Raw genomic sequence first — 18,873 nt, forward strand, 5'->3', positions numbered from 1 at the left:
GCCGACCGTTCGGCCTAACTTTCGTCCGTTCTGTACATACTTTCGTTGACTTCATTCGAAAGTCCTCTTAGGTTCAGCGTCGTCACAGAGGTGCTCCGCCGCCGACCCGAGGAGCAACGATGCTTCCGTCCGTCCGCAAGCGCTTCAGCCGGTCCATCGTCGCCTCGCTGGCGCTGGTCACGGCAGTGTCCGGGCTGGTGACAGCTCCGGCAGAAGCGGCCATCCCGCCCCAGCAACCCGGTGTCACGCTCCGCACGTACGACCTGCAACGCGAGCTCACGAAGCTCTGCGCGATCAAATCCGGCCAGACTCCCAACGTCGACAAGCTGATGCCGACGATCAACTGGACCGCCACCGCCGACTTCGGGCTCAACGAGCAGTTCGTGTCGGAGGTCATCGCCAATATCAACATCGCCACCGCCGGGCAGTACGAATTCCGGCTCACCAGCGACGACGGCTCCCGGCTCCGGATCGACGGCCAGACGGTGATCAACCACGACGGCCTGCACGGCGCGACCCCCGCGACCGGTTCGGTCCAGCTGGGCACCGGGTATCACGCGCTGCGGATCGACCATTTCGACAACCTCCACGACCAGCAGGTCACCCTCGAATGGCGGCCACCGGGCGCGGCGGATTTCGCGCTGGTGCCGAATTCGGTGCTCAGCACCGACGCCGACGTCGTCCGGGTGACCTCGCCGGGGCGCAAGGAATGCGAGGGGGCCACGGATTCGCCCGGTGACGGTCTGCCGCTGAACGGCGTCCACCCCGGTTTCACGCTGACGAATCTGCGTCCCGAGGGATTCCAGCCGCAGGTCACCGGCATGGACTGGCTGCCGGACGGACGGCTCGCCATCGCGACCTGGGGCGGCTCCGACAAGGTCCTCGGCGAGGTCCACCTGCTGAGCAACGTCAGCGGGAACACCGACCCCAGCAAGGTCCGTACCCAGCGCGTCGCCAGCGGGCTGAAGGAACCGATGGGCGTCAAGTACGTCGACGGCAAGCTGTACGTGTCCGAGAAGACGCGGTTGGTCGAACTGAACGACACCAACGGCGACGGCGTGACCGACGATTACCGCACCGTGGCCACCTGGCCGTTCGGCGGCAACTTCCACGAGTTCGCTTTCGGCCTGCTGTACAAGGACGGCTTCTTCTACGCCAACCTTTCCGTGTCCATCAACTACGGCGGCGCCACGACCGATCCACAGCCCGCGCCGAACCGCGGCACGACGATCAAGGTCGAAAAGGCCACCGGAAAGGTTTCCTACATCGCCGGCGGGCTGCGTACGCCGCACGGCATCGGCTGGGGACCGGAAGGCGACGTCTTCGTCACGGACAACCAGGGCGGCTGGCTACCGGCGAACAAGCTGGTGCGGGTCAAGCAAGACCGGTTCTTCAACCATTACACCAATCCCCCGGGACCGTTCGACTCGAAGCCGGTCACCGCGCCGGTGTTGTGGTTGCCGCACAACGAGATCGCGAACTCGCCGAGCAACATGGTCATGTTGTCGCAGGGTCCGTTCGCCGGGCAGATGGTGTACGGCGACGTGACCTACGGCGGGCTCCAGCGAGCGTTCCTGGAGAAGGTCAACGGCGAGTACCAGGGCGCCGTCTTCCGTCTCACGCAAGGACTCGAGTCCGGTGTCAGCCGGATCAGCCTCGGCCCCGACGGCGCGATCTACACCGGCGGGATCGACGGCGGCGGCAACTGGGGCCAGCCCGGCAAACTCGCCTACGGCCTCCAGAAGGTGACCCCCAACGGCACGAACGCCTTCGACATCCGCGCCATGCGGGCCGTCGCGGGCGGGTTCGAACTGGAGTACACCCAGCCGCTGTCGGCCGAGACCGCGCAGAACCTCGCGGCGAAGTACCAGGCCCAGCAATGGCGCTACCAGCCGACCTCCGCGTACGGCGGACCGAAGATCGACGAGCAGACCCTGTCCGTCACGTCCGCGAGCCTTTCGGCCGACCGCAAGAAGGTCACGCTGCAGATGTCGGGATTGAAGGCAGGGCACGTGGTCCACGTGCGGTCGCCGCGTCCGTTCGCGGCGGAGTCCGGTGCGGCGCTGTGGAGCACCGAAGCCTGGTACACGTTGAACTCGCTGGTCGGTGGGCCTGCGGCGAGCACGACCTACGAGGCCGAGCGGGCAGCGCTGAGCGGTGGCGCAGGGACTAACACGAACCACGCCGGCTACACGGGCACCGGGTTCGTCGACGGCTACTGGAACCAGGGCGCCGCGACGACGTTCACCGTGAACGCACCGAAGTCGGGCGCCTACAACGCGGCCCTGCGGTACTCGAACGGCCCGGATCCAGCGCCGGGGACCAAATCGGTGACCGTCTACGTCAACGGGACGAAGGTGAAACAGGTCCGGCTCGCCAGCACGGGCAACTGGGATACCTGGAACACGCAACCCGAGACGCTGAACCTGAAAGCCGGGCCGAACACGATCTCCTACCGCTACGACACGGGCGACGCGGGCAACGTCAATCTCGACAGTCTCACCCTGACCGAGTCGCGGCGGATCCAGTTGTTCAAGGGCACCGACCTGAACGCTTGGGAGAAACGCGCGGGCGGCGCGGCGACCTGGCCGGTGACCGGCGGTGCGATGGAGTCGTACGGCGGGGACATCCGCACGAAACAGCAGTTCGGTGATTTCCGGCTGCACGTCGAGTGGAACGAACCGAACTATCCGCCCGAGGTCACCGGACAGGCCAGGGGCAACAGCGGCGTCTACCTCCAGGAACGCTACGAGCTACAGGTGCTCGAATCCTTCGGGGACACCACACTCGCCAACAACGAAGCGGGCGCGATCTACTCGAAGAAGGCGCCTGACCGGAACATGGCGACGGCTCCCGGGACCTGGCAGACCTACGACGTCACGTTCCGGGCCGCACGGTTCGACGGTGCCGGGAACAAGACCGACAACGCCAGGGTGACCGTGGTCTGGAACGGCGTCGTCGTCCACAACGACGTGGCGATCGACGGCGGGACGGGCGACAGCATCCCGGAGAGCGCGGCACCAGGCGCCATCCGGCTGCAGGACCACGGGGATCCCGGCGAGAACCCGCGGTTCCGCAACATCTGGATCGAGCCCATCGGCTAGGACCGCTCGTGAGTGGTAAGGACGGTTAGAACCGTCCTTACCACTCACGAGGAATCAGGCCGCCTCCGCCGCGAGGACCTCACGGGCGACGAGCACGCCACCGACGAAGCCCACCGGCATCACGATCAGCGCGGCGAACGGGATCAGGCACAGCAGCGACACGGGAAGCCCCAGCCCGAGGGCGAGCGCGCGGTGACGGCGCAGCAGCGGCCGCCGCTGCTTCAAGCCCATCCCCCGCCGGTAGAACGGCACGGCGATCAGCTCCAGCGCGAGGAACCACGCCGTCACCAAGGCCAGCAGGACCGGCACGACCGTTTGCCCCACCACGGGGATGAAGCCCGCGATCAGCAGCGGGATCGTGAACAGCAGCGAGCGGAGCACGAGCGCGAGGCCGTCCTTCAGGCCCATGACCAGCAAGCGCCCCCACGAGAGGTCCACCGCGCCCGGCACGCCACCGAGATCGTCCTCGACCTTCTCCGCGATGTGCTCGTAGAACGGACCGCCGACGGCGAGGGTGATCGCCGTGAACCCGATCATGGCGACGGCCAGCACCGCTCCGAACACCGCGACGCCGACCGCCACCCGGATCGTCGTCTGCCAGCCCGGCGACCAGTCGTCGGCGAACGGGGTGATCAGGAGCGAGAGATCATCGATCCAGAACGCCAGCGCGACGATCCCGCCGATGAGCAGCAGCGTGGTCAGCAACGCGGGCAGCGCGCCGATCAGCAGCAGTCTCGGCGACCGCAGAAGTATGCCCAGGCCTTGCCCGAACATCCGGAAACCCCTGAAGAAATCCCGCATCGGACATTTCTACCAGTGGCCGCGGACCTCAGGGCACCCGCAGGCACTGGCCGGGGTTGAGCAGGTTCCCCGGCGCGTACCGGGCCTTGGCGTCGGCGAGTTTCGGCCAGGCCTCGCCGAAATGCGCGCGCCAGTCCTCTGTGGACATCGGCAGCGCGTTCGACGGGTAGACCTTCCCGCCGAGGTCGCGTGCCTTCCGGTAGAGGTCCACATTGAGCTCCAGCAGGCGTGCGTTGTGCAGCGGATCGTGGGGCGAGCCGACACGCAGCGGCGAGAACAGCCAGGAGAGCTCCCCTGGCGGCACGGTGAACAGCGGAGTCTTCAATCGGTCGTTCCGCACCGAATAGAGCAGGACCAGCCCCGTGGCACCGAGTTCGCGTTCGCCGGTGGCGGCGAGGGTTTCGGCGACGAACCGCTCGACCGTGTCGTCGGTGAGGAACACGTTCAGCCACGGATGCGGATGGAACCAGCTTCCTTCAGCGCGCAAGGCCGCCTCCCCATCGGCCATCCGGTTCAGGAAGTCGAAATACACCGTGTCCTCGGCTTCGGACTCGACGAAAGCGAGCGAGTCCAGCAACGCCGCCTCGTCCGGCCCGGCGGGCGGCGAGTAGTAGGCGACCGCCTCCAGCATGTACCGCCACCCGTCGCCGACGGGGATCAGCTGGCCCTCCACGTAGTCGAAACGGCCGTCACGGACGACGGCGCGCTGGTCCGCCAGGAACGCCGGGAGCGAGTCGTAGTAGAGCTTCCACCGGCGGGCCCGCGCCGGGGCCGGGGTCAGCCGCAGGGTCGCGCGGGTGATCACCCCGCATTGCCCCAGGCCGCCGAGGACCGCGTCGAACAGGTCATCGTCGCTCTCGCGGGAGCAGATGATCACCTCTCCGGCACCGGTGACGACCTCCAGCGCCACCACGCCGTCGGTCTGCGTGCCGTGGTGGTGGGTGGCGCCACCGATCCCGCCGACCACCAGCGTGCCGGCGACCGTCAGCTCGAGATAGTCGGTGAGCACCGGAGGTGCCAGCCCGTACGGCAAGGTCGTCTCGAGCACTTCCCGCCAGCGGGCGCCCGCGTCCACCGACACCAGCTCACCGGTGACCACGCGGCGCGGCGGCAGCGAGGTCATGTCCAGCAGGATCCCGCCCTCCACCTGTCCCTGCCCGTACGGCGAATGACCCGCCCCGCGGGCGGCGATCGGCAGTCCTCGCGCGGCGGCGAACCTGAGCACGACGGCCACGTCGGTCGCCGAGGCCGGCCGCACGACCAGCCCCGGCCTGGTGTGGATCAGGTTCCCCCAGTCCTTTCCCGCGACGGACAAGGCGGCTTCTCCGGTGAGGATCTCTCCGGCGATGGCGGGCAGGATCTCGTCGGTCATGCCTCGCACGCTACCGAGGCTGGGCGGAGATAGGCGATTGTCACCGACGCGAATCCCGACGTCCCGCTGCGAGGTTGGTGGCGTGACGAACACGTTGGCGCCGACGCGGCGAGCCCGAGCGACCGTGCTGGCCGCGGCGCCGCTCACCATCATGGCCGCGGCGATCATCGCGCCCAGCCTGCCCGCGATGCGGGAGGTCTTCTCCGGTACACCCGGCTCCGATCTTCTCGTGCGGCTGACGCTGACCGTGACCTCACTCGCGATCGCGATCAGCGCGCCGCTGTCCGGCATCGTCGCCGACCGCGCCGGACGCCGCCCTCTGCTCTTGACGGGCCTCGGCCTCTACGCGATTTCGGGTACGGCCGGCTTCTTCGTCGACGACCTCCTTCTGCTCCTGATCACCCGGGTGGGGCTCGGCTTCGCCGTCGGCGGGATCATGACGGCGGTCAGCACCCTGATCACCGACTGGTTCTCCGGCGAGCGCCGCGCCTCGTTCCTCGGGTTGCAGCAGGCTTTCGCGAGTCTCGGCGGGGTCGTCTTCCTCCCCTTGGCGGGAGTGCTGGCCACCGTGAGCTGGCAGGCGCCGTTCTGGATCTATTCGATCTCGGTGATCGTGGCGATCTTCGCGATCACGTCCCTGCGCGAGCCGGTCCGGAGCGCTCCAGCGGTCGGTGAGAGCGAGCGGACCCGGCTGCCCGCTCGCGTCGTCGGCGTCTACGTGCTCGCGTTGGTGGTGACGCTCGCCTTCTACATGGCGCCGACGCAGTTGCCCTTCCTGCTGGAGGGGTTCGGCAGCGGTCCCGCCGTCGTCGGGGCCGTGGTCGCCGGGAGCACGCTGACCAGCGTCGCCGGTGCCCTGGTGTTCCCCCGCCTGCGTGAGCGCTTCAGTCCCACGGCGATCACCACGGCGAGCGTCGCGCTCATGGGCGCGGGCTGGCTGGTGATCGGCACGGCGGGCACCGTCGCCCAGGTCGTGGCCGGGTTGCTCGTCGGAGGGTTCGGTGTCGGCTTCGTCGTCCCGAACCTCAACCTGCGCCTGGCCGACCTCGCCTATCCCGCGCATCGCGGCCGCGTGCTCAGCGGCCTGGTCGCCGGGATCTTCCTCGGGCAGTTCCTGTCCCCTCTCGTCGTCCAGCCACTCGTCCAGGGCATCGGCATCGCCGGCGCGTTCACCTGGACCGGTGTCGCCCTGGGCGCCGGAGCGGCACTCGCCGCTCTCCTCCCGAACCGGAACAACGGAAAGGAAACACGATGATCTACCACGGAAACCGTTTCACCCTGCGCCCCGACGCTTCCCCGGAGCAGGTCGAAGAAGCCTTGGAAAGCCTCCGCAACCAGGGCCGGGTCATCCCCTCGGTGAAGTCCTTCGTCGTCGGCCGCGATTTCGGTGGCGACTACGAATGGGGCGCCGTCTTCGCGATCGAAGACCTCGACGGGTACTGGGAGTACCTCATGCACCCGGCGCACCGGAACACCGACCGGGTCGGGCTGCCGCTGGTCGACCGGTTCGCGTCCTTCGACGTCACCGACGACCCGGATCCCGAGATGGGCGCGAAGATCGCCGAACTGCACCAGCGTCGCTACGACAACGACGCCGAGCTCACCTCGCTGATCTCCGATCTCGGCGAGTACTCGGGCAGCGCCGCGCCGGGAAAGCACGGATCGGCTTCAGCCACCGTCCGCGAGTGAGCCACTGCCGTCGGGGCCGGTCACGATCACCCGGGTGCTCACCGCGGTGCCGAACGGGACGATCGTGACCTGCCACGTCCGCGGTTCCCCGACGTCGATGGTCTCTTTCGCCCGGCGCACCAGGGCGGGGACGCGGTCGGCCTTCAGCGCGCGGAGGTCGAACCGCGGCACCTGGGCGCCCGTCGGTGCGAAGACCACGGTCAGCCGCCGGTCCTCGACGACCGCGGTGATCACCTGCGAAACGTCCGCGGCCTGCGCCAGTGAGTCGATCACCCGGCTCAATTCCCCTTCGCCCAGCAGGGATCGGCTGACGTCGACGGTCGCGGATCCCGAGGAGGACGTGGTCACGCTGGACTGGCTTTCTTCCGCCCGGGCGGGCTCTTCCGGCGCGAACAGCTCCACACGGAACAGGAACAGCACCAGCGCCGCGCCGAGCAGGAACCCGAGGACGGCGAGCGCGGCGAACCCGCAGCCCTCCGGCGGTTCCTGCACCAGGCTCGACTCCGGGGCGGATTCGATCGTGGCTTCGGCCGCGCGGCGTTCCCACGACGGAGACGGCCGTTCCACGACCTCCGCCTTCCACGGCCGGTCCGGCGGGTACCGGACGACGAGGACGTCGCCCGGCCGGTAGTTCGGGATGTCGACCAGGTTGATGTGGTGGGCGACCTTCAGCCGGAAGGTGGCCATGCCTTCGGGGGCGACGGTGAAGACGAAGTCGACCGGGATGTCCCCGGTCTCGGTTCCCCCGGCACGGAGGCTTTCGATCTTGGCGAGCGCGACCACCGGAACGATCTTCGCCTCGCGAGCACGTCGTGGCGCCCCGGCGAGGTGGAGCAGGACCCCGTAGACGACGGGAAGCCCGACGCCCGCGACGGTCAGCGGAACGTACTCGATGACGATGCCGACGATGAACGCGCACAAGGTCGTCCCGCTGATGATCCCGGTCAGGAATCCGCGGACATGGGTGAGCGGCATGGACACTCCTGAGTTCAGTTCGCGGGCAGCCAGTCGCTGAGGGCGGGGTGGCGGCGCAGCGCCACGAAGATCTTCTTGTCGTCGCCGGGTGCGGCGGGGTCGAACAGCACTTCCGCGCCGGAGATCGCGGTATCGCCGGTGCGGCGGGTCACCCAGTGCCGGACGCCCGAGAGGTCGACGAACGACACCGTCACGTCCGCGCCGACGACACGGGTGCCCGACTCGTCTCCTCCCCTGCGCACCTTCACTTCGACGATCTCGGCGGGCACCCGGCGGCCGTACCTCAACAGCCTCTCCCTGGTACGCGCCAGCTCGGCTTGGTGCCGCGAAAGCCGGATGGCGTACCACAGGACCAGTGACGTCAGGACGAGCAGGACGGCGGGCGCCCAGCTGTCGGCGTAGTACAGGAACCACGCCCAGATCCCCCACTTTTCGTCTTCGTGGAACACGGGGTCGACCGCCGTGCCGACGGCGAGCGGCGGAAGCCACCCTCGTGACGATTCCCAGAGGCCGAGCGTGCCGGCCGCGAAAGCCAGCACGGCCGGGAAGGCAGGCCCCGACCGCCGCCCGTGGTAGCGCCGCATCGCGGCGCTCGCGAGGTTGCCCGCCGCGAGACAACCGAGCAGGCCGAAAGTCCCCCAGATGGGGCCATACGGCGGCTCGCCGTCACCGCGGTCGTCGAAAACACTGTCGATCGCCATCGTCCGGAACTGCTCGAAGAGCGCGCCAAATCCGTTCCCGGCCAGGAAGCCGCAGGCCAGGGTGATCACCGAGGCCAGGATCGCGCCCACGAGCAGGCGGCGATCTCCCCGCCACCGTTCGAGCCGGTCATGCCGGGCCTTGGCCGGGTCCACCGTGTTCATCACGTCCACCTCCGTTCGTCCCGGGCCCAGCCTCCGTCGACCCCGGCGCTACCGAACCCAGGTTTCGACTTCCTAAGCGCGTTAGGCAATTCCCAAATGAACTATGGTACGGTGGTGACCATGGTGCGAGCGGGACTGACGACGGAACGGGTAATCCGGGCGGGCGCGGAGCTGGCCGACGAGATCGGCTTCGAGCACGTGACCCCGACCGAGCTCGCGAAACGGTGCGGTGTCAAGACCGCGAGCCTGTATTCGCACGTGAAGAACGCCCACGAACTGAAGACCGAGATCGCCTTGCTGGCCTTGGCCGAACTCGCCGACCTCGCCGCCACCGCGGTGGCGGGCCTGGCGGGCAAGGACGCGCTGATCGCCTTGGCGAACGTCCACCGCGACTACGCCCTCGAACATCCGGGCCGGTTCACCGCCGCGAGGTTCCGGCTCGCGCCGGACAAGGCGGCCACCAGCGCCGGCGTCCGCCACGCCGAAATGACGCGGGCGATCCTGCGCGGCTACGACCTCGCCGAACCGCATCAGACGCACGCGGTCCGCCTGCTGGGCAGCGTGTTCAGCGGCTTCGTCGGCCTGGAAGCGGCCGGCGGCTTCAGCCACAGCACCCCCGGCTCACAGGAGAGCTGGACCGAGATCCTCGACGCGCTCGACGTCCTCCTGCGCGCCTGGCCCCGAACGAAATGAACGGAAGAATGCTCACCACCCCGATCACCGCCGAACTCGTCCGCGGCGCGCTCGACCTCGAATCCACCGGACGCGGCCTGGTCCCCCACCGGCTGCCCGCTTGGGCAAGGCGGCAGATCCCCGACGGCCAGCTGACCATGGCGGAGTCGCAGCCGTCCGGCGTGCGGCTGGTCTTCCGCACCACGGCATCCCTCGTCGAACTCGACGTGCTGGCCACCAAACGCGTCTTCGCCGGCACCCCACCCCGGCCCGACGGCGTCTACGAACTGCTCGTCGACGGCAGGCTCTCGGGGCAGGCGAGCGTGACCGACGGCGACACGATCAGCGTCGACCTGGCCACCGGTGCCGCCCGGCACGAGGCCGGCCCCGTGCGCACCCTGCGGTTCGACGGCCTGCCCGGCCACGAGAAGACCGTCGAAATCTGGCTGCCGCACAACGAAACCACCCGGCTGGTCGCCCTGCGCACCGACGCGTCCGTCCACAGTGCACAGTCGCACGGCCGGAAGACCTGGCTGCACCACGGCAGCTCCATCAGTCACGGTTCCAACGCGGTGACCCCGACCGGGACCTGGCCCGCCACGGCCGCGGCCCTCGCCGGGCTGGATCTGGTCAACCTGGGTTTCAGCGGCAGCGCGCTGCTCGATCCGTTCACCGCCCGCGCGATGCGGGACACGCCCGCCGACGTCGTCAGCGTCAAGATCGGTATCAACGTCGTCAACGCCGACCTGATGCGGCTGCGCGCGTTCGGCCCGGCAGTGCACGGTTTCCTCGACACCATCAGGGAAGGCCATCCCGCCACGCCGTTGCTGGTCGTCTCGCCGATCCACTGCCCCATCCACGAACACACGCCGGGGCCGGGCGAATTCGACCCGGACGCCCTGCGCGAGGGGAAGGTGCGGTTCAGGGCCACCGGTGATCCCGCGGAGACCGCGTCGGGAAAGCTGACGCTCACCGTGATCCGCGACGAACTCGCCCGCATCGTCAAGGAACGGAGCGCGGCCGACCCGAACCTGCGCTACCTGGACGGACTCGAACTGTACGGCGAGGCGGACCACGCCGAGCTGCCACTGCCCGACGCCCTCCACCCGGACGCGCCCACGCACCGGCTCATTGGGGAACGCTTCGCCCGGCTGGCCTTCGACACCGCACTCACGTGATCAAAGGCGTCATTCGCGTGATCGAAGGCGTAACTCGCGTGATCAGAGGCCGCACACCCGAGTTCCGCGTCCGATCACGTGAGTTACGCCTTCGATCACGCGAGTTACGCGTCTGAGCACGCGAGTCGCGCGTTTGCTGTGCGCGTATCCGTCGGTAGCCCGAACGGCGGGTACCTATTTTTCTTCCTGTCCAACGAAAGTCGGTATCCGCCACCGGGGCGGCGGATCACCATGATCGGCACCGGATCACCGGCGCCGGGTCGCCTTGGCCGTGCCCGGCTACCCCACCGTGTCCAGTGCGGCCACCCCTCGCGCTGGATGTCCCCTCGCGAAAGTGAGACACCGGTATGCGCACAAACCCCTTAGCCCGTACCGCCACGACACTGGTGGCCGCGGCCGCGGTCGTCGGCTTCCTCGCCCCGTCCACGGCCACCGCCACCACCATCGCGGGCTACTCCCCCACGGTGCAGCACGAGGCGGTGACGTCCCTCGCCGCCGAAGCCGGGATCAGCCAGGCCGCCGCCGTCGAGTTCCTCCGGACGCAGACGGCGAGCGTCGAGAAGCTGCAGCAGGTCACCGCTTCGCTCGGCTCCCGTGCCGCGGACGGGTACCTCGACGACGCCGCCAAGCCGGTCGTGAACGTCCTCGACCAGGCCGCCGCGGACCAGGTCACCGCGACCGGGGCGCAGGCACGGATCGTCAAGCACTCCAGTGCCGCGCTGGCGGGGGCACAGAACGCCCTGCAGGCGCTGCCGTCGGTCGCGCACACGTCGATCGGCCTCGATCCGAAGGCCAACCAGGTGGTCTTGACCATCTCCGACGCGGCGAAGGGCACCGATGCCCTCGTGAAGGCCGCCGAAGCCCTCGGCGACCGCGTGCGCGTGGAGCGGACCACCGGCGAGATGCACACCGCGATCTACAACGGTGAGGCCATCACCGGCGGCGGCACCCGGTGCTCGGTCGGGTTCAACACCAACCGCGGCGGCCAGAACTACATCCTCGACGCCGGTCACTGCACCCGCGCGGTCTCGCAGTGGAACGTCGGGCCGTCGCAGGGCGCCAGCTTCCCGACCAACGACTACGGCCTGATCCGCAACACCACCGGCAGCGCACCGGGCGCGGTCACCCTGTGGAACGGCTCCACCCAGCGGATCGCCTCCGCCGGTACCGCCACCGTCGGGCAGCGGATCAGCAAGAGCGGCAGCACCACCCGCCTCACCTCGGGTTCGGTGCAGCGGCTGAACGTCACGGTGAACTACGCCGAAGGCTCGGTGTACCAGCTGATCCAGACCAACGCGCTGGCCAACCCCGGCGACTCGGGCGGCTGCCTGTTCTCCGGCAGCGTCGGCCTCGGCATCACCTCCGGCAAGGGCAGTGGTACCTCGTACTACCAGCCGATCGGCGAGGCACTGAGCGCCTACAGCGTCACGCTCAACCCGTAAGCACGTCCCGCCGGGCCCCGGTCACCTCGACCGGGGCTCGGCCCGCGCGTGGAAATGGCCGACCAGGTGGTCGCGAAACCGTTGGGCGGCAACGGAAAGGTACGTGTCTTCGCGCCAAGCGACGCTGAGCACGCGGCGGCAGTCGGGATCATCGACGTCGAGCCAGACCACCTTCGTACCACTGACGGCACGCAATCCCAGCGAAGGCACCAGCGCGATGCCGAGCCCCGCGTCGATGAGCTGGAAGAGCACCGCGGCTTCGTCGCCCTCGCAGACGACGTGCAGTTCCAGGCCGGCCTTCGCGAACAGCCGATCGACGAGCGCGCGCTGCCAGTAACCAGGTCGCGTGGTGAGGAACGGCTCTCCCTCGAGATCCGCCAGGCCGACACGGCCGCGCTCGGCGAGCCGATGCCCGGCGGGAACGCAGAGCATCACCGCCTCGTCGAGAAGCACCCGGCTGCGAATGTCGTTCCCTGTCAAGGGTTGTGACGTGACGCAGAGGTCGACGTCGCCGGCTCTCAGCTTCTCCGCCATCCCCTGCGCCGATGCCTGAGAAAGGCGCAAGTCCACCAATGGATGGCCGGGGACGAAGGTGCGAAGCGGTGCGGTGAGGGCGAGGAGGCTTTCGGCCGCGACGGTGACGGTGCCGCGCTCCAGCCCGGCGGCGTCGTCGAGTTCCTGACGGGCGTCGTCGAGTTCGGCCAGCGCCCGGTCGACGCGGCCGAGGAACGCGACCCCGAACCGGTTGAGCCGGATCCGGCGGCCGTGCCGGTCGAACAGCGGGACGCCGAGCTCGTTCTCCAGTCTGGCCAAGGTCCGGCTGAGCGAGGGTTGCGCGACACGCAGCTTTTCGGCGGCCCGGCCGACGTGTTCGAGCCGGGCGACCGTCTGGAAGTACCGGAGCGCCAGAAGATCCACTACTGATACCTCGCCTGTTATGAACAGATAACCGATCTTGTCTTGGACAGCATAAGGCGTCGGCTCCTACGTTCGATCACGTGAGTGAAACCCTGACCAGCCCGAGCCGGAAGGCGAACGGGACACTGGTGGTGAACCGGGTGCTGGTGAGCGCCCACGCCGTCGCGATCATCGGCCAGCCGGTGTTCGCCGGCGGCTATCTCGGCGGCGATTACGACATGCTCTGGCTGCACCGCTGGGGCGCCGACGCCGTGTCGTACCTGGCGTACGCGCAGATCCTGGCGGCGCTGGTCCTGTGGCTGGTCCGCGGACCGCGCTGGCTGTTCTGGATCAGCCTGCTGCTCGCGCTGGGCGAGACCGGGCAGTACCTCGCCGGGATGGCGGGCGCGCTCGACCTGCACATCCCGCTCGGCGTCGCGCTGGTCACCGCGACGGTACTGACGACGATCGCCGTCTGGCGGCCGCAGACCTGGCGGGCGGACCGATGAGCGGGCGGCTGCCCCGCCGGACCTTCCTCGGGCTCGCCGGAGGGGCCGGTGTCCTCGTCGCCGCCGGGATCACGGCGCCCCGGCTGCTCGCGCAGGGCGCTCCGGGGACCGGCGAGTTGCTGCGCAGCGCACTGCCGTTGCCGGAGCCCTTCCGGGTACCGCTGCCGATCCCGCCCGTATTGAGTCCACAGAGGACCGCCGACACCGATCACTACACCATCACCCAGCGGGCGGCGACGGCCGAGATCCTGCCCGGCGTCCGGACACCGATCTGGGGCTACGACGGCATCTTCCCCGGCCCGACGATCGAGTCTCGGCGGGACCGGACGGTGGTGGCGCACCACCGCAACGAACTCCCCGTGCCGACCGTGGTCCATCTGCACGGCGGGCACACCCCCGCCGACTCCGACGGCTATCCGACCGACCTCGTGCTGCCGCGGTCCGGCTGGACCACCGCGCACACCGGGCACGGCATGGCCGACTCGCGGGCGCGGATCTCGAACGGGGAACGCGACTACGTCTTCCCCCTGCGGCAACGGGCCGCGACCCTCTGGTACCACGACCACCGCATGGATTTCACCGGTCCGGCCGTGTACCGGGGCCTGGCCGGGTTCCACCTGATCCGCGACGACGAGGAGGACTCGCTCGGGCTCCCGTCCGGGGAGCGCGAACTGCCGCTGATGATCGCCGACCGGTCCTTCGACGAGCACGGCGCCTTCGCCTATCCCTCGCTCGACCGGTCGCTGCGGACCACACCGGGCGTCGAAAGTGCTTACGTGGAAGGCGTTTTCGGTGACGTCATCCTGGTCAACGGCGCGCCGTGGCCGGTGCACGAGGTGGCGGCCGTCAAGTACCGCCTCCGTGTGCTCAACGGCTCCAACGCCAGGCGCTACGACCTCGCGCTGGACCCGCCGCCGCCCGGCGGGGGCGGATTCGTGCAGATCGGCGCCGACCAGGGCCTGCTGGCCGCGCCGCGCGAACACGACCATCTCCCCATCGCGCCGGCGGGAACGGTACGACGTCGTCGTCGACTTCGGCCGGTATCCGGTCGGCACCGAGGTCACTCTCGTGAACCGGCTCGGGACCGGGTCGACCGCTCAGGTCATGCGGTTCGTCGTCGCGCGCAGCGCGGCGGACGACAGCCGGGTTCCGGCGAAACTCAGCGAAATCGCGCCGCTCACTCGCGAACAGGCCACGACCACGCGGGAGTTCTCGTTCCGGGCGGGTACCGTCCACGGCCGCGCGGGCTGGGTGATCGGCGGGGAGCCGTTCTCGCCGGACGTGATGTCGGCGAGCCCGCGCCTCGGCGACACGGAGATCTGGCGGTTCGTCGCCGACATCCACCATCCCGTGCACCTGCACCTGGTGGGCTTCCGGATCCTCTCGCGCGGCGGGCGTCCACCCGGGCCGTTCGACGGGGGCATCAAGGACACCGTGGACCTGGCCCCCGGCGAGTCGGTCGAGGTCATCGCGCGGTTCGACGGCTATCGCGGCCGCTACGTCTTCCATTGCCACAACGCCGAGCACGAGGACATGGCGATGATGGCGAACTTCGAGGTCGTCTGACCGAGGCCGGGAAAGGGTCGTCCGGAACGACCCTTTCCCGATCCGTCCGGACCGGCTCAGCCCACGCCGAGCAGGGCCGCGAGCGCCTCGACCAACGACGCGGACAGGCCGGCGATGGTGCTGTCGAGGTACTCGGCGATCGGCGTGAGTTCCGCCGCCGACGCCGACCCGCCGAAGACGGCGAGCATCGGCACTGCCAGCAGGCCGGCCGCCAGGCCCCGCTTCGTCCAGCGGCGGGTGGTGCTCTGGGTGTCGCGCATGGTGTACATCCTCTCGGCTGTGGATGTGCGGACAGGGACCGCACGCCGAGGAGGCTGCCTTGATCACCGAAGGCCGGACAAGGCGGTTCACCGCCATTTGACGATCATGAAACAGCGGTCGCTCGTCCGAGTGAAGCCCGTTAACCCGGCCGACTACCCGCGAGTAACACCACGTTCACCAGGTGAGTGACAGGTCACCGCTAATTTTGTTGGACTTTCCGTCCAGCACTTATACAGTCAGTCTCGTGACCAACGAGCATCCGTACCCGCCCGCCTTCCGCAGCGGCGACCTGGTTTCCGTGTCCGGGCGGCTCGGCGTGACCGAGACCGGCGCGCTGGTGCCCGGCGGCTTCGACGCCGAATGCCCGCAGGCCTTCACCAATCTCGACGCCGCGCTGCGTTCGGTGGGTGCGACGCGGGCCGACGTGGTGAAGGTCGTCGTCTACCTGACCGACATCGCCGACCGCGACGGTCTCAACCGGGTCTACGAAGAGTTCTTCGCCGAGCCCCGGCCCGCACGAACCTGTGTCGGGGTCGCGTCGCTGCCCTACGGCGGCGTGGTCGAGGTCGAGGCCCTCGCCCGGGTACGCAATGTCTGAGCAGGACGCGATCCTCGACGCGCTCGCCCCGGTCGCCGACGGCATCGCGGCGACGCTCGGCTCGTTCTGCGAGGTCGTGGTGCACGACTTCCGCCGCCCGGAGAAGTCGGTGGTCGCGATCGCCGGCTCGGTCACCGACCGCACCGTTGGCGGGTCGATGAGCGAGATCGGCATGGGCCTGCTCGCCCGCGGCGACGACGCCGAAGACCAGCTGAACTACGTGACCAGGACGGCGTCGGGGAAACTCGTGAAGTCGTCGACCATGCTGCTGCGCGACAGCGGCGGCTCGGTGTTCGGCGCCTTGTGCGTGAACCTCGATGTCACCGCCCTGGGGCAGCTGCGGACCCTGGTCGGTGAGCTCGCCGACGTCGGCACCGCCGCCGAAACGCCGACCACCACCTTCGGCGACGACGTCGACGCGGTGGTGGACGCGATCGTCGACGAGCATCAGCTCCGGCTGAACAAACCCTGGACCGCGCTCAGCCGTGACGAGCGGCTCGACCTGTTCCGCAGCCTGCACGCGCGCGGTGTCTTCGCCGTGCGGCGGGCCGTGCCCCAGGTCGCGGCCCGGATCGGGATCTCCCGCGCCTCCGCTTACAACTATCTCGCCGAAATCCGTGATCAAGGAGCATCATGACCGCCCCCGTGACCATCGACGACATCCGCGACGCGGCCGCCCGCCTGGCCGGGGTCGCCCACCGGACGCCGGTCGTGCGTTCCCGTACCCTCGACGAGCTCGTCGGCGCCGAGGTCTTCATCAAATGTGAAAACCTCCAGCGCGTCGGGGCTTTCAAGTTCCGTGGCGCGTACAACGCCGCGTCGCGACTTTCGCCGGAACAGCTGGCCAAGGGCATCGCCGCGTACTCGTCGGGGAACCACGCCCAGGCCGTCGCGCTCGCCGCGAAGGAACTCGGGAGCAGCGCGGTCATCCTGATCCCCGAGGACACCCCGCAGTCCAAAAAGGACGCCACCGCGGGTTACGGCGCCGAGATCGTCACCTACGACCGCTACACCGGCGACCGCGTCGCGATCGGCGAGGCGCTGGCGGCCGATCGCGGTCTCGCGCTGATCCCGCCGTACGAGCACCCGCACGTGATCGCCGGACAGGGCACCGCGGCGCTGGAACTGCTGGAGGACACCGAGTCGCTGGACACCCTCGTCGTCCCGGTCGGCGGCGGTGGCCTGATCGCGGGCAGCTCGACCGCCGCGAAGGCCGTACGGCCCGGCATCCGCGTGATCGGCGTCGAACCCGCCGAAGGCGACGACACCAAACGCTCGCTGGACGCCGGGGAACGCGTGTCGATCCCGGTGCCGCGGACCATCGCCGACGGCCAGGCCGCCTCGATCCCCGGCGAACTGACCTTCTCGATCAACCGGCGGCTCGTCGACGACATCGCGCTCGTCACCGACGACCAGGTCCGCGACGCCATGCGGTTCGCGTTCGAGCGGCTGAAGCTCGTCATCGAGCCGAGCGGGGCGACCGGGCTCGCGGCACTGCTCAGCGGCCGGGTGCCCGCTTCGGGACGGGTCGGGGTGATCATCAGCGGCGGGAACGTGAGCCCGGAACGCTTCGCCGAACTGATCGCCGGCTGACCTCTCCGCATTTAGTCCTCTCGATGCGGTGGCGTCGCGAAAGCCACTTTCGGGACGTCTGGTGTCCCGAAAGTGGCTTTCGCGACACACCCGGCAAGCGCTGGCATCTCGTTTCACCACCGCGCCCACCGGCCGACGTTGCGAAAGCCACTTTCGCAACGTTGAAGGTTGCGAAAGTGGCTTTCGCAACGCTTGCGAGAGTCTGGCGCGTGACTCGCGTGATCAGAGGCGTAACTCGCGTGTTTAGAGGCGTAACTCGCGTGATTGAAGGCGTAACTCGATGTGCGGCCTTCAATCACGCGAGTTACGCCTTCGATCACGCGAGTTACGCCTTCAATCACGCGAGTTCGGCGTTTGGTCACCTCACAGGCCGAGCCCGCCCGCCAGTACCGGCCAGGAGTTCCGCAGCGCCCGTTGCCAGTACGGCCAGCTGTGCGTCCCGTCGCCGTAGTAGTCGACGGTCGCCGGAATCCCCTTGGCCTTCAACCGATCCGTGAAGCTCACCGAGGAAGCCAGCGCCTGGGGTTCGAAGATGTCGGACTGCCCCGGCGGGTCCAGCGGGCCGGTCTTCCCGTTCCCGCAGGAGATGTACAGCGCCGTGCCGCGCAGGCCGTCGACGTTGTCGTACGGGTTGTTCGCCGTCCAGAGCGGCCGCATTCCCCAGCTGTCGCCCCAGAGTTCGAGGTAGTTGAAGATCCCCGCCCTGGCCAGGATCCCCTGGATGAACAGCGGAGCGCCCTGGTTGAGGGTGTTCGGCACCCCGCTGTAGGACGCCGCCGCGGCGAACATCCCCTTGTGCTTGTACGAATACGCGAGCGCGCCGTAGCCGCCGATCGACAGGCCGGCGACCGCCCGGCGCGTACCCGCCCGGTACCCGCGTTCGACGATCTGCCGCACCTCCAGGGTGTGGAAGGTGTCCCAGTCGGGAGTGCTCCTGAGCCCGAAGTTCCACCACTTCGTGTACATCCCGGCGGGCCCGCCGGTCGGCATGACGACGAGGGCGTCCTTGTCCGCGGTGAACGCCTTCACGTCGGTGAACTGGTCCCACGACCGGTAGTCGACCGGTTCGCAGCAGCCGTGCAGCAGGAACAACGTCGGCCAGGTCCGCGTGGGCTGCGCGGCCCAGCCCGCCGGGACCAGCAGTCGGACCATGCCGGTGGTGCCGAGCGCGGGCGAACTGATCTTGAGGTCGACAGTGCGCGCGTCCAGCCAGGTCTCCTCTACGACCTTCGCGCCGTTGTCGGCGGTGACCGGCGCGGGCGCCGCGCTCGCGGGGACCGGGCTTCCGAGCAGGGTCACCATGGCCAGCGCCAGCAGACCCCACCGCCGGGTTCGCTTCATCGTTTCTCCTCG

At 69.0% G+C, this 18,873-nt stretch carries 17 protein-coding genes and 1 pseudogene; 11 read left to right on the plus strand and 7 right to left on the minus strand.

The annotated features are described in order from the left end of the window. The first annotated feature begins 119 nt into the window (after positions 1 to 119). The gene (locus H4W30_RS22775) at positions 120 to 3,104 is read left to right on the plus strand and encodes a family 16 glycoside hydrolase (protein ID WP_192744711.1); all 2,985 of its coding nucleotides are present in this window, start codon (positions 120 to 122) and stop codon (positions 3,102 to 3,104) included. Between the two features lie 54 nt (positions 3,105 to 3,158). Here the strand turns inward: H4W30_RS22775 and H4W30_RS22780 are convergent, their stop codons facing one another. Together H4W30_RS22780 and H4W30_RS22785 are read right to left on the minus strand one after the other, a co-directional pair. Continuing rightward, a complete protein-coding gene (locus H4W30_RS22780) occupies positions 3,159 to 3,905 on the minus strand; it encodes an EI24 domain-containing protein (RefSeq protein WP_192744712.1) in 747 nt (248 codons plus the stop codon). Between the two features lie 28 nt (positions 3,906 to 3,933). Continuing rightward, complete coding sequence (locus H4W30_RS22785; protein ID WP_192744713.1) at positions 3,934 to 5,277, minus strand: FAD-binding protein; 1,344 nt, start codon at positions 5,275 to 5,277, stop codon at positions 3,934 to 3,936. Positions 5,278 to 5,359: 82 nt separating this feature from the next. Here H4W30_RS22785 and H4W30_RS22790 point away from each other — a divergent pair, with 82 nt between their 5' ends. Both H4W30_RS22790 and H4W30_RS22795 read left to right on the plus strand, forming a co-directional pair. After that, positions 5,360 to 6,532 (plus strand): MFS transporter, encoded by a 1,173-nt coding sequence (locus H4W30_RS22790; RefSeq protein ID WP_318780646.1) that lies wholly within the window; start codon positions 5,360 to 5,362, stop codon positions 6,530 to 6,532. Continuing rightward, on the plus strand, positions 6,529 to 6,966 hold the full coding sequence (locus tag H4W30_RS22795) for a Dabb family protein (RefSeq protein ID WP_192744715.1): 438 nt from the start codon (positions 6,529 to 6,531) through the stop codon (positions 6,964 to 6,966). The genes H4W30_RS22790 and H4W30_RS22795 overlap by 4 nt, the downstream gene beginning before the upstream one ends. On the opposite strand, the gene H4W30_RS22800 is transcribed toward H4W30_RS22795, so the two are convergent. Both H4W30_RS22800 and H4W30_RS22805 read right to left on the minus strand, forming a co-directional pair. Beyond that, positions 6,946 to 7,941: a DUF3592 domain-containing protein gene (locus H4W30_RS22800; protein WP_192744716.1), complete on the minus strand. Its 996-nt coding sequence runs from the start codon at positions 7,939 to 7,941 to the stop codon at positions 6,946 to 6,948. The two genes, H4W30_RS22795 and H4W30_RS22800, sit on opposite strands and share 21 nt — an antisense overlap. A gap of 14 nt (positions 7,942 to 7,955) precedes the next feature. After that, the gene (locus H4W30_RS22805; RefSeq protein WP_192744717.1) at positions 7,956 to 8,804 is read right to left on the minus strand and encodes a hypothetical protein; all 849 of its coding nucleotides are present in this window, start codon (positions 8,802 to 8,804) and stop codon (positions 7,956 to 7,958) included. A gap of 120 nt (positions 8,805 to 8,924) precedes the next feature. Here H4W30_RS22805 and H4W30_RS22810 point away from each other — a divergent pair, with 120 nt between their 5' ends. The 3 genes from H4W30_RS22810 (at position 8,925) to H4W30_RS22820 (ending at position 12,096) form a co-directional block, all read left to right on the plus strand. Continuing rightward, complete coding sequence (locus H4W30_RS22810; RefSeq protein ID WP_192744718.1) at positions 8,925 to 9,497, plus strand: TetR/AcrR family transcriptional regulator; 573 nt, start codon at positions 8,925 to 8,927, stop codon at positions 9,495 to 9,497. Between the two features lie 8 nt (positions 9,498 to 9,505). Next, a complete protein-coding gene (locus tag H4W30_RS22815) occupies positions 9,506 to 10,654 on the plus strand; it encodes a GDSL-type esterase/lipase family protein (protein WP_192744719.1) in 1,149 nt (382 codons plus the stop codon). Positions 10,655 to 11,001: 347 nt separating this feature from the next. Next, positions 11,002 to 12,096, plus strand: a complete 1,095-nt coding sequence (locus H4W30_RS22820) for a S1 family peptidase (protein ID WP_192744720.1) — start codon at positions 11,002 to 11,004, stop codon at positions 12,094 to 12,096. Between the two features lie 21 nt (positions 12,097 to 12,117). On the opposite strand, the gene H4W30_RS22825 is transcribed toward H4W30_RS22820, so the two are convergent. Beyond that, positions 12,118 to 13,014: a LysR family transcriptional regulator gene (locus H4W30_RS22825; RefSeq protein ID WP_192744721.1), complete on the minus strand. Its 897-nt coding sequence runs from the start codon at positions 13,012 to 13,014 to the stop codon at positions 12,118 to 12,120. A gap of 80 nt (positions 13,015 to 13,094) precedes the next feature. Between H4W30_RS22825 and H4W30_RS22830 the strand changes: the two genes are divergently transcribed. Together H4W30_RS22830 and H4W30_RS22835 are read left to right on the plus strand one after the other, a co-directional pair. Then, on the plus strand, positions 13,095 to 13,502 hold the full coding sequence (locus tag H4W30_RS22830; RefSeq protein WP_192744722.1) for a hypothetical protein: 408 nt from the start codon (positions 13,095 to 13,097) through the stop codon (positions 13,500 to 13,502). Beyond that, positions 13,499 to 15,068: pseudogene (locus tag H4W30_RS22835) on the plus strand (multicopper oxidase family protein). Before H4W30_RS22830 ends, H4W30_RS22835 begins: the two are co-directional and overlap by 4 nt. A gap of 56 nt (positions 15,069 to 15,124) precedes the next feature. On the opposite strand, the gene H4W30_RS22840 reads toward H4W30_RS22835, so the two are convergent. Continuing rightward, positions 15,125 to 15,328 carry a hypothetical protein gene (locus tag H4W30_RS22840; protein ID WP_192744723.1) on the minus strand — a complete coding sequence of 68 codons (204 nt, stop codon included), beginning with the start codon at positions 15,326 to 15,328 and terminating at the stop codon, positions 15,125 to 15,127. Between the two features lie 245 nt (positions 15,329 to 15,573). Between H4W30_RS22840 and H4W30_RS22845 the strand changes: the two genes are divergently transcribed. Genes H4W30_RS22845 through H4W30_RS22855 form a run of 3 tightly spaced genes read left to right on the plus strand, consistent with a single transcriptional unit; the run spans position 15,574 to position 17,520 of the window. Continuing rightward, on the plus strand, positions 15,574 to 15,927 hold the full coding sequence (locus H4W30_RS22845) for a RidA family protein (protein ID WP_192744724.1): 354 nt from the start codon (positions 15,574 to 15,576) through the stop codon (positions 15,925 to 15,927). Next, a complete protein-coding gene (locus H4W30_RS22850) occupies positions 15,920 to 16,564 on the plus strand; it encodes a helix-turn-helix transcriptional regulator (RefSeq protein WP_192744725.1) in 645 nt (214 codons plus the stop codon). The genes H4W30_RS22845 and H4W30_RS22850 overlap by 8 nt, the downstream gene beginning before the upstream one ends. Next, the gene (locus H4W30_RS22855) at positions 16,561 to 17,520 is read left to right on the plus strand and encodes a pyridoxal-phosphate dependent enzyme (protein ID WP_192744726.1); all 960 of its coding nucleotides are present in this window, start codon (positions 16,561 to 16,563) and stop codon (positions 17,518 to 17,520) included. The genes H4W30_RS22850 and H4W30_RS22855 overlap by 4 nt, the downstream gene beginning before the upstream one ends. A gap of 363 nt (positions 17,521 to 17,883) precedes the next feature. Here H4W30_RS22855 and H4W30_RS22860 read toward each other — a convergent pair whose 3' ends face one another. Further along, a complete protein-coding gene (locus H4W30_RS22860; RefSeq protein WP_192744727.1) occupies positions 17,884 to 18,861 on the minus strand; it encodes an alpha/beta hydrolase in 978 nt (325 codons plus the stop codon). Positions 18,862 to 18,873 lie beyond the last annotated feature (12 nt).

This window comes from Amycolatopsis roodepoortensis, assembly GCF_014873915.1.
GTDB lineage: Bacteria > Actinomycetota > Actinomycetes > Mycobacteriales > Pseudonocardiaceae > Amycolatopsis > Amycolatopsis roodepoortensis.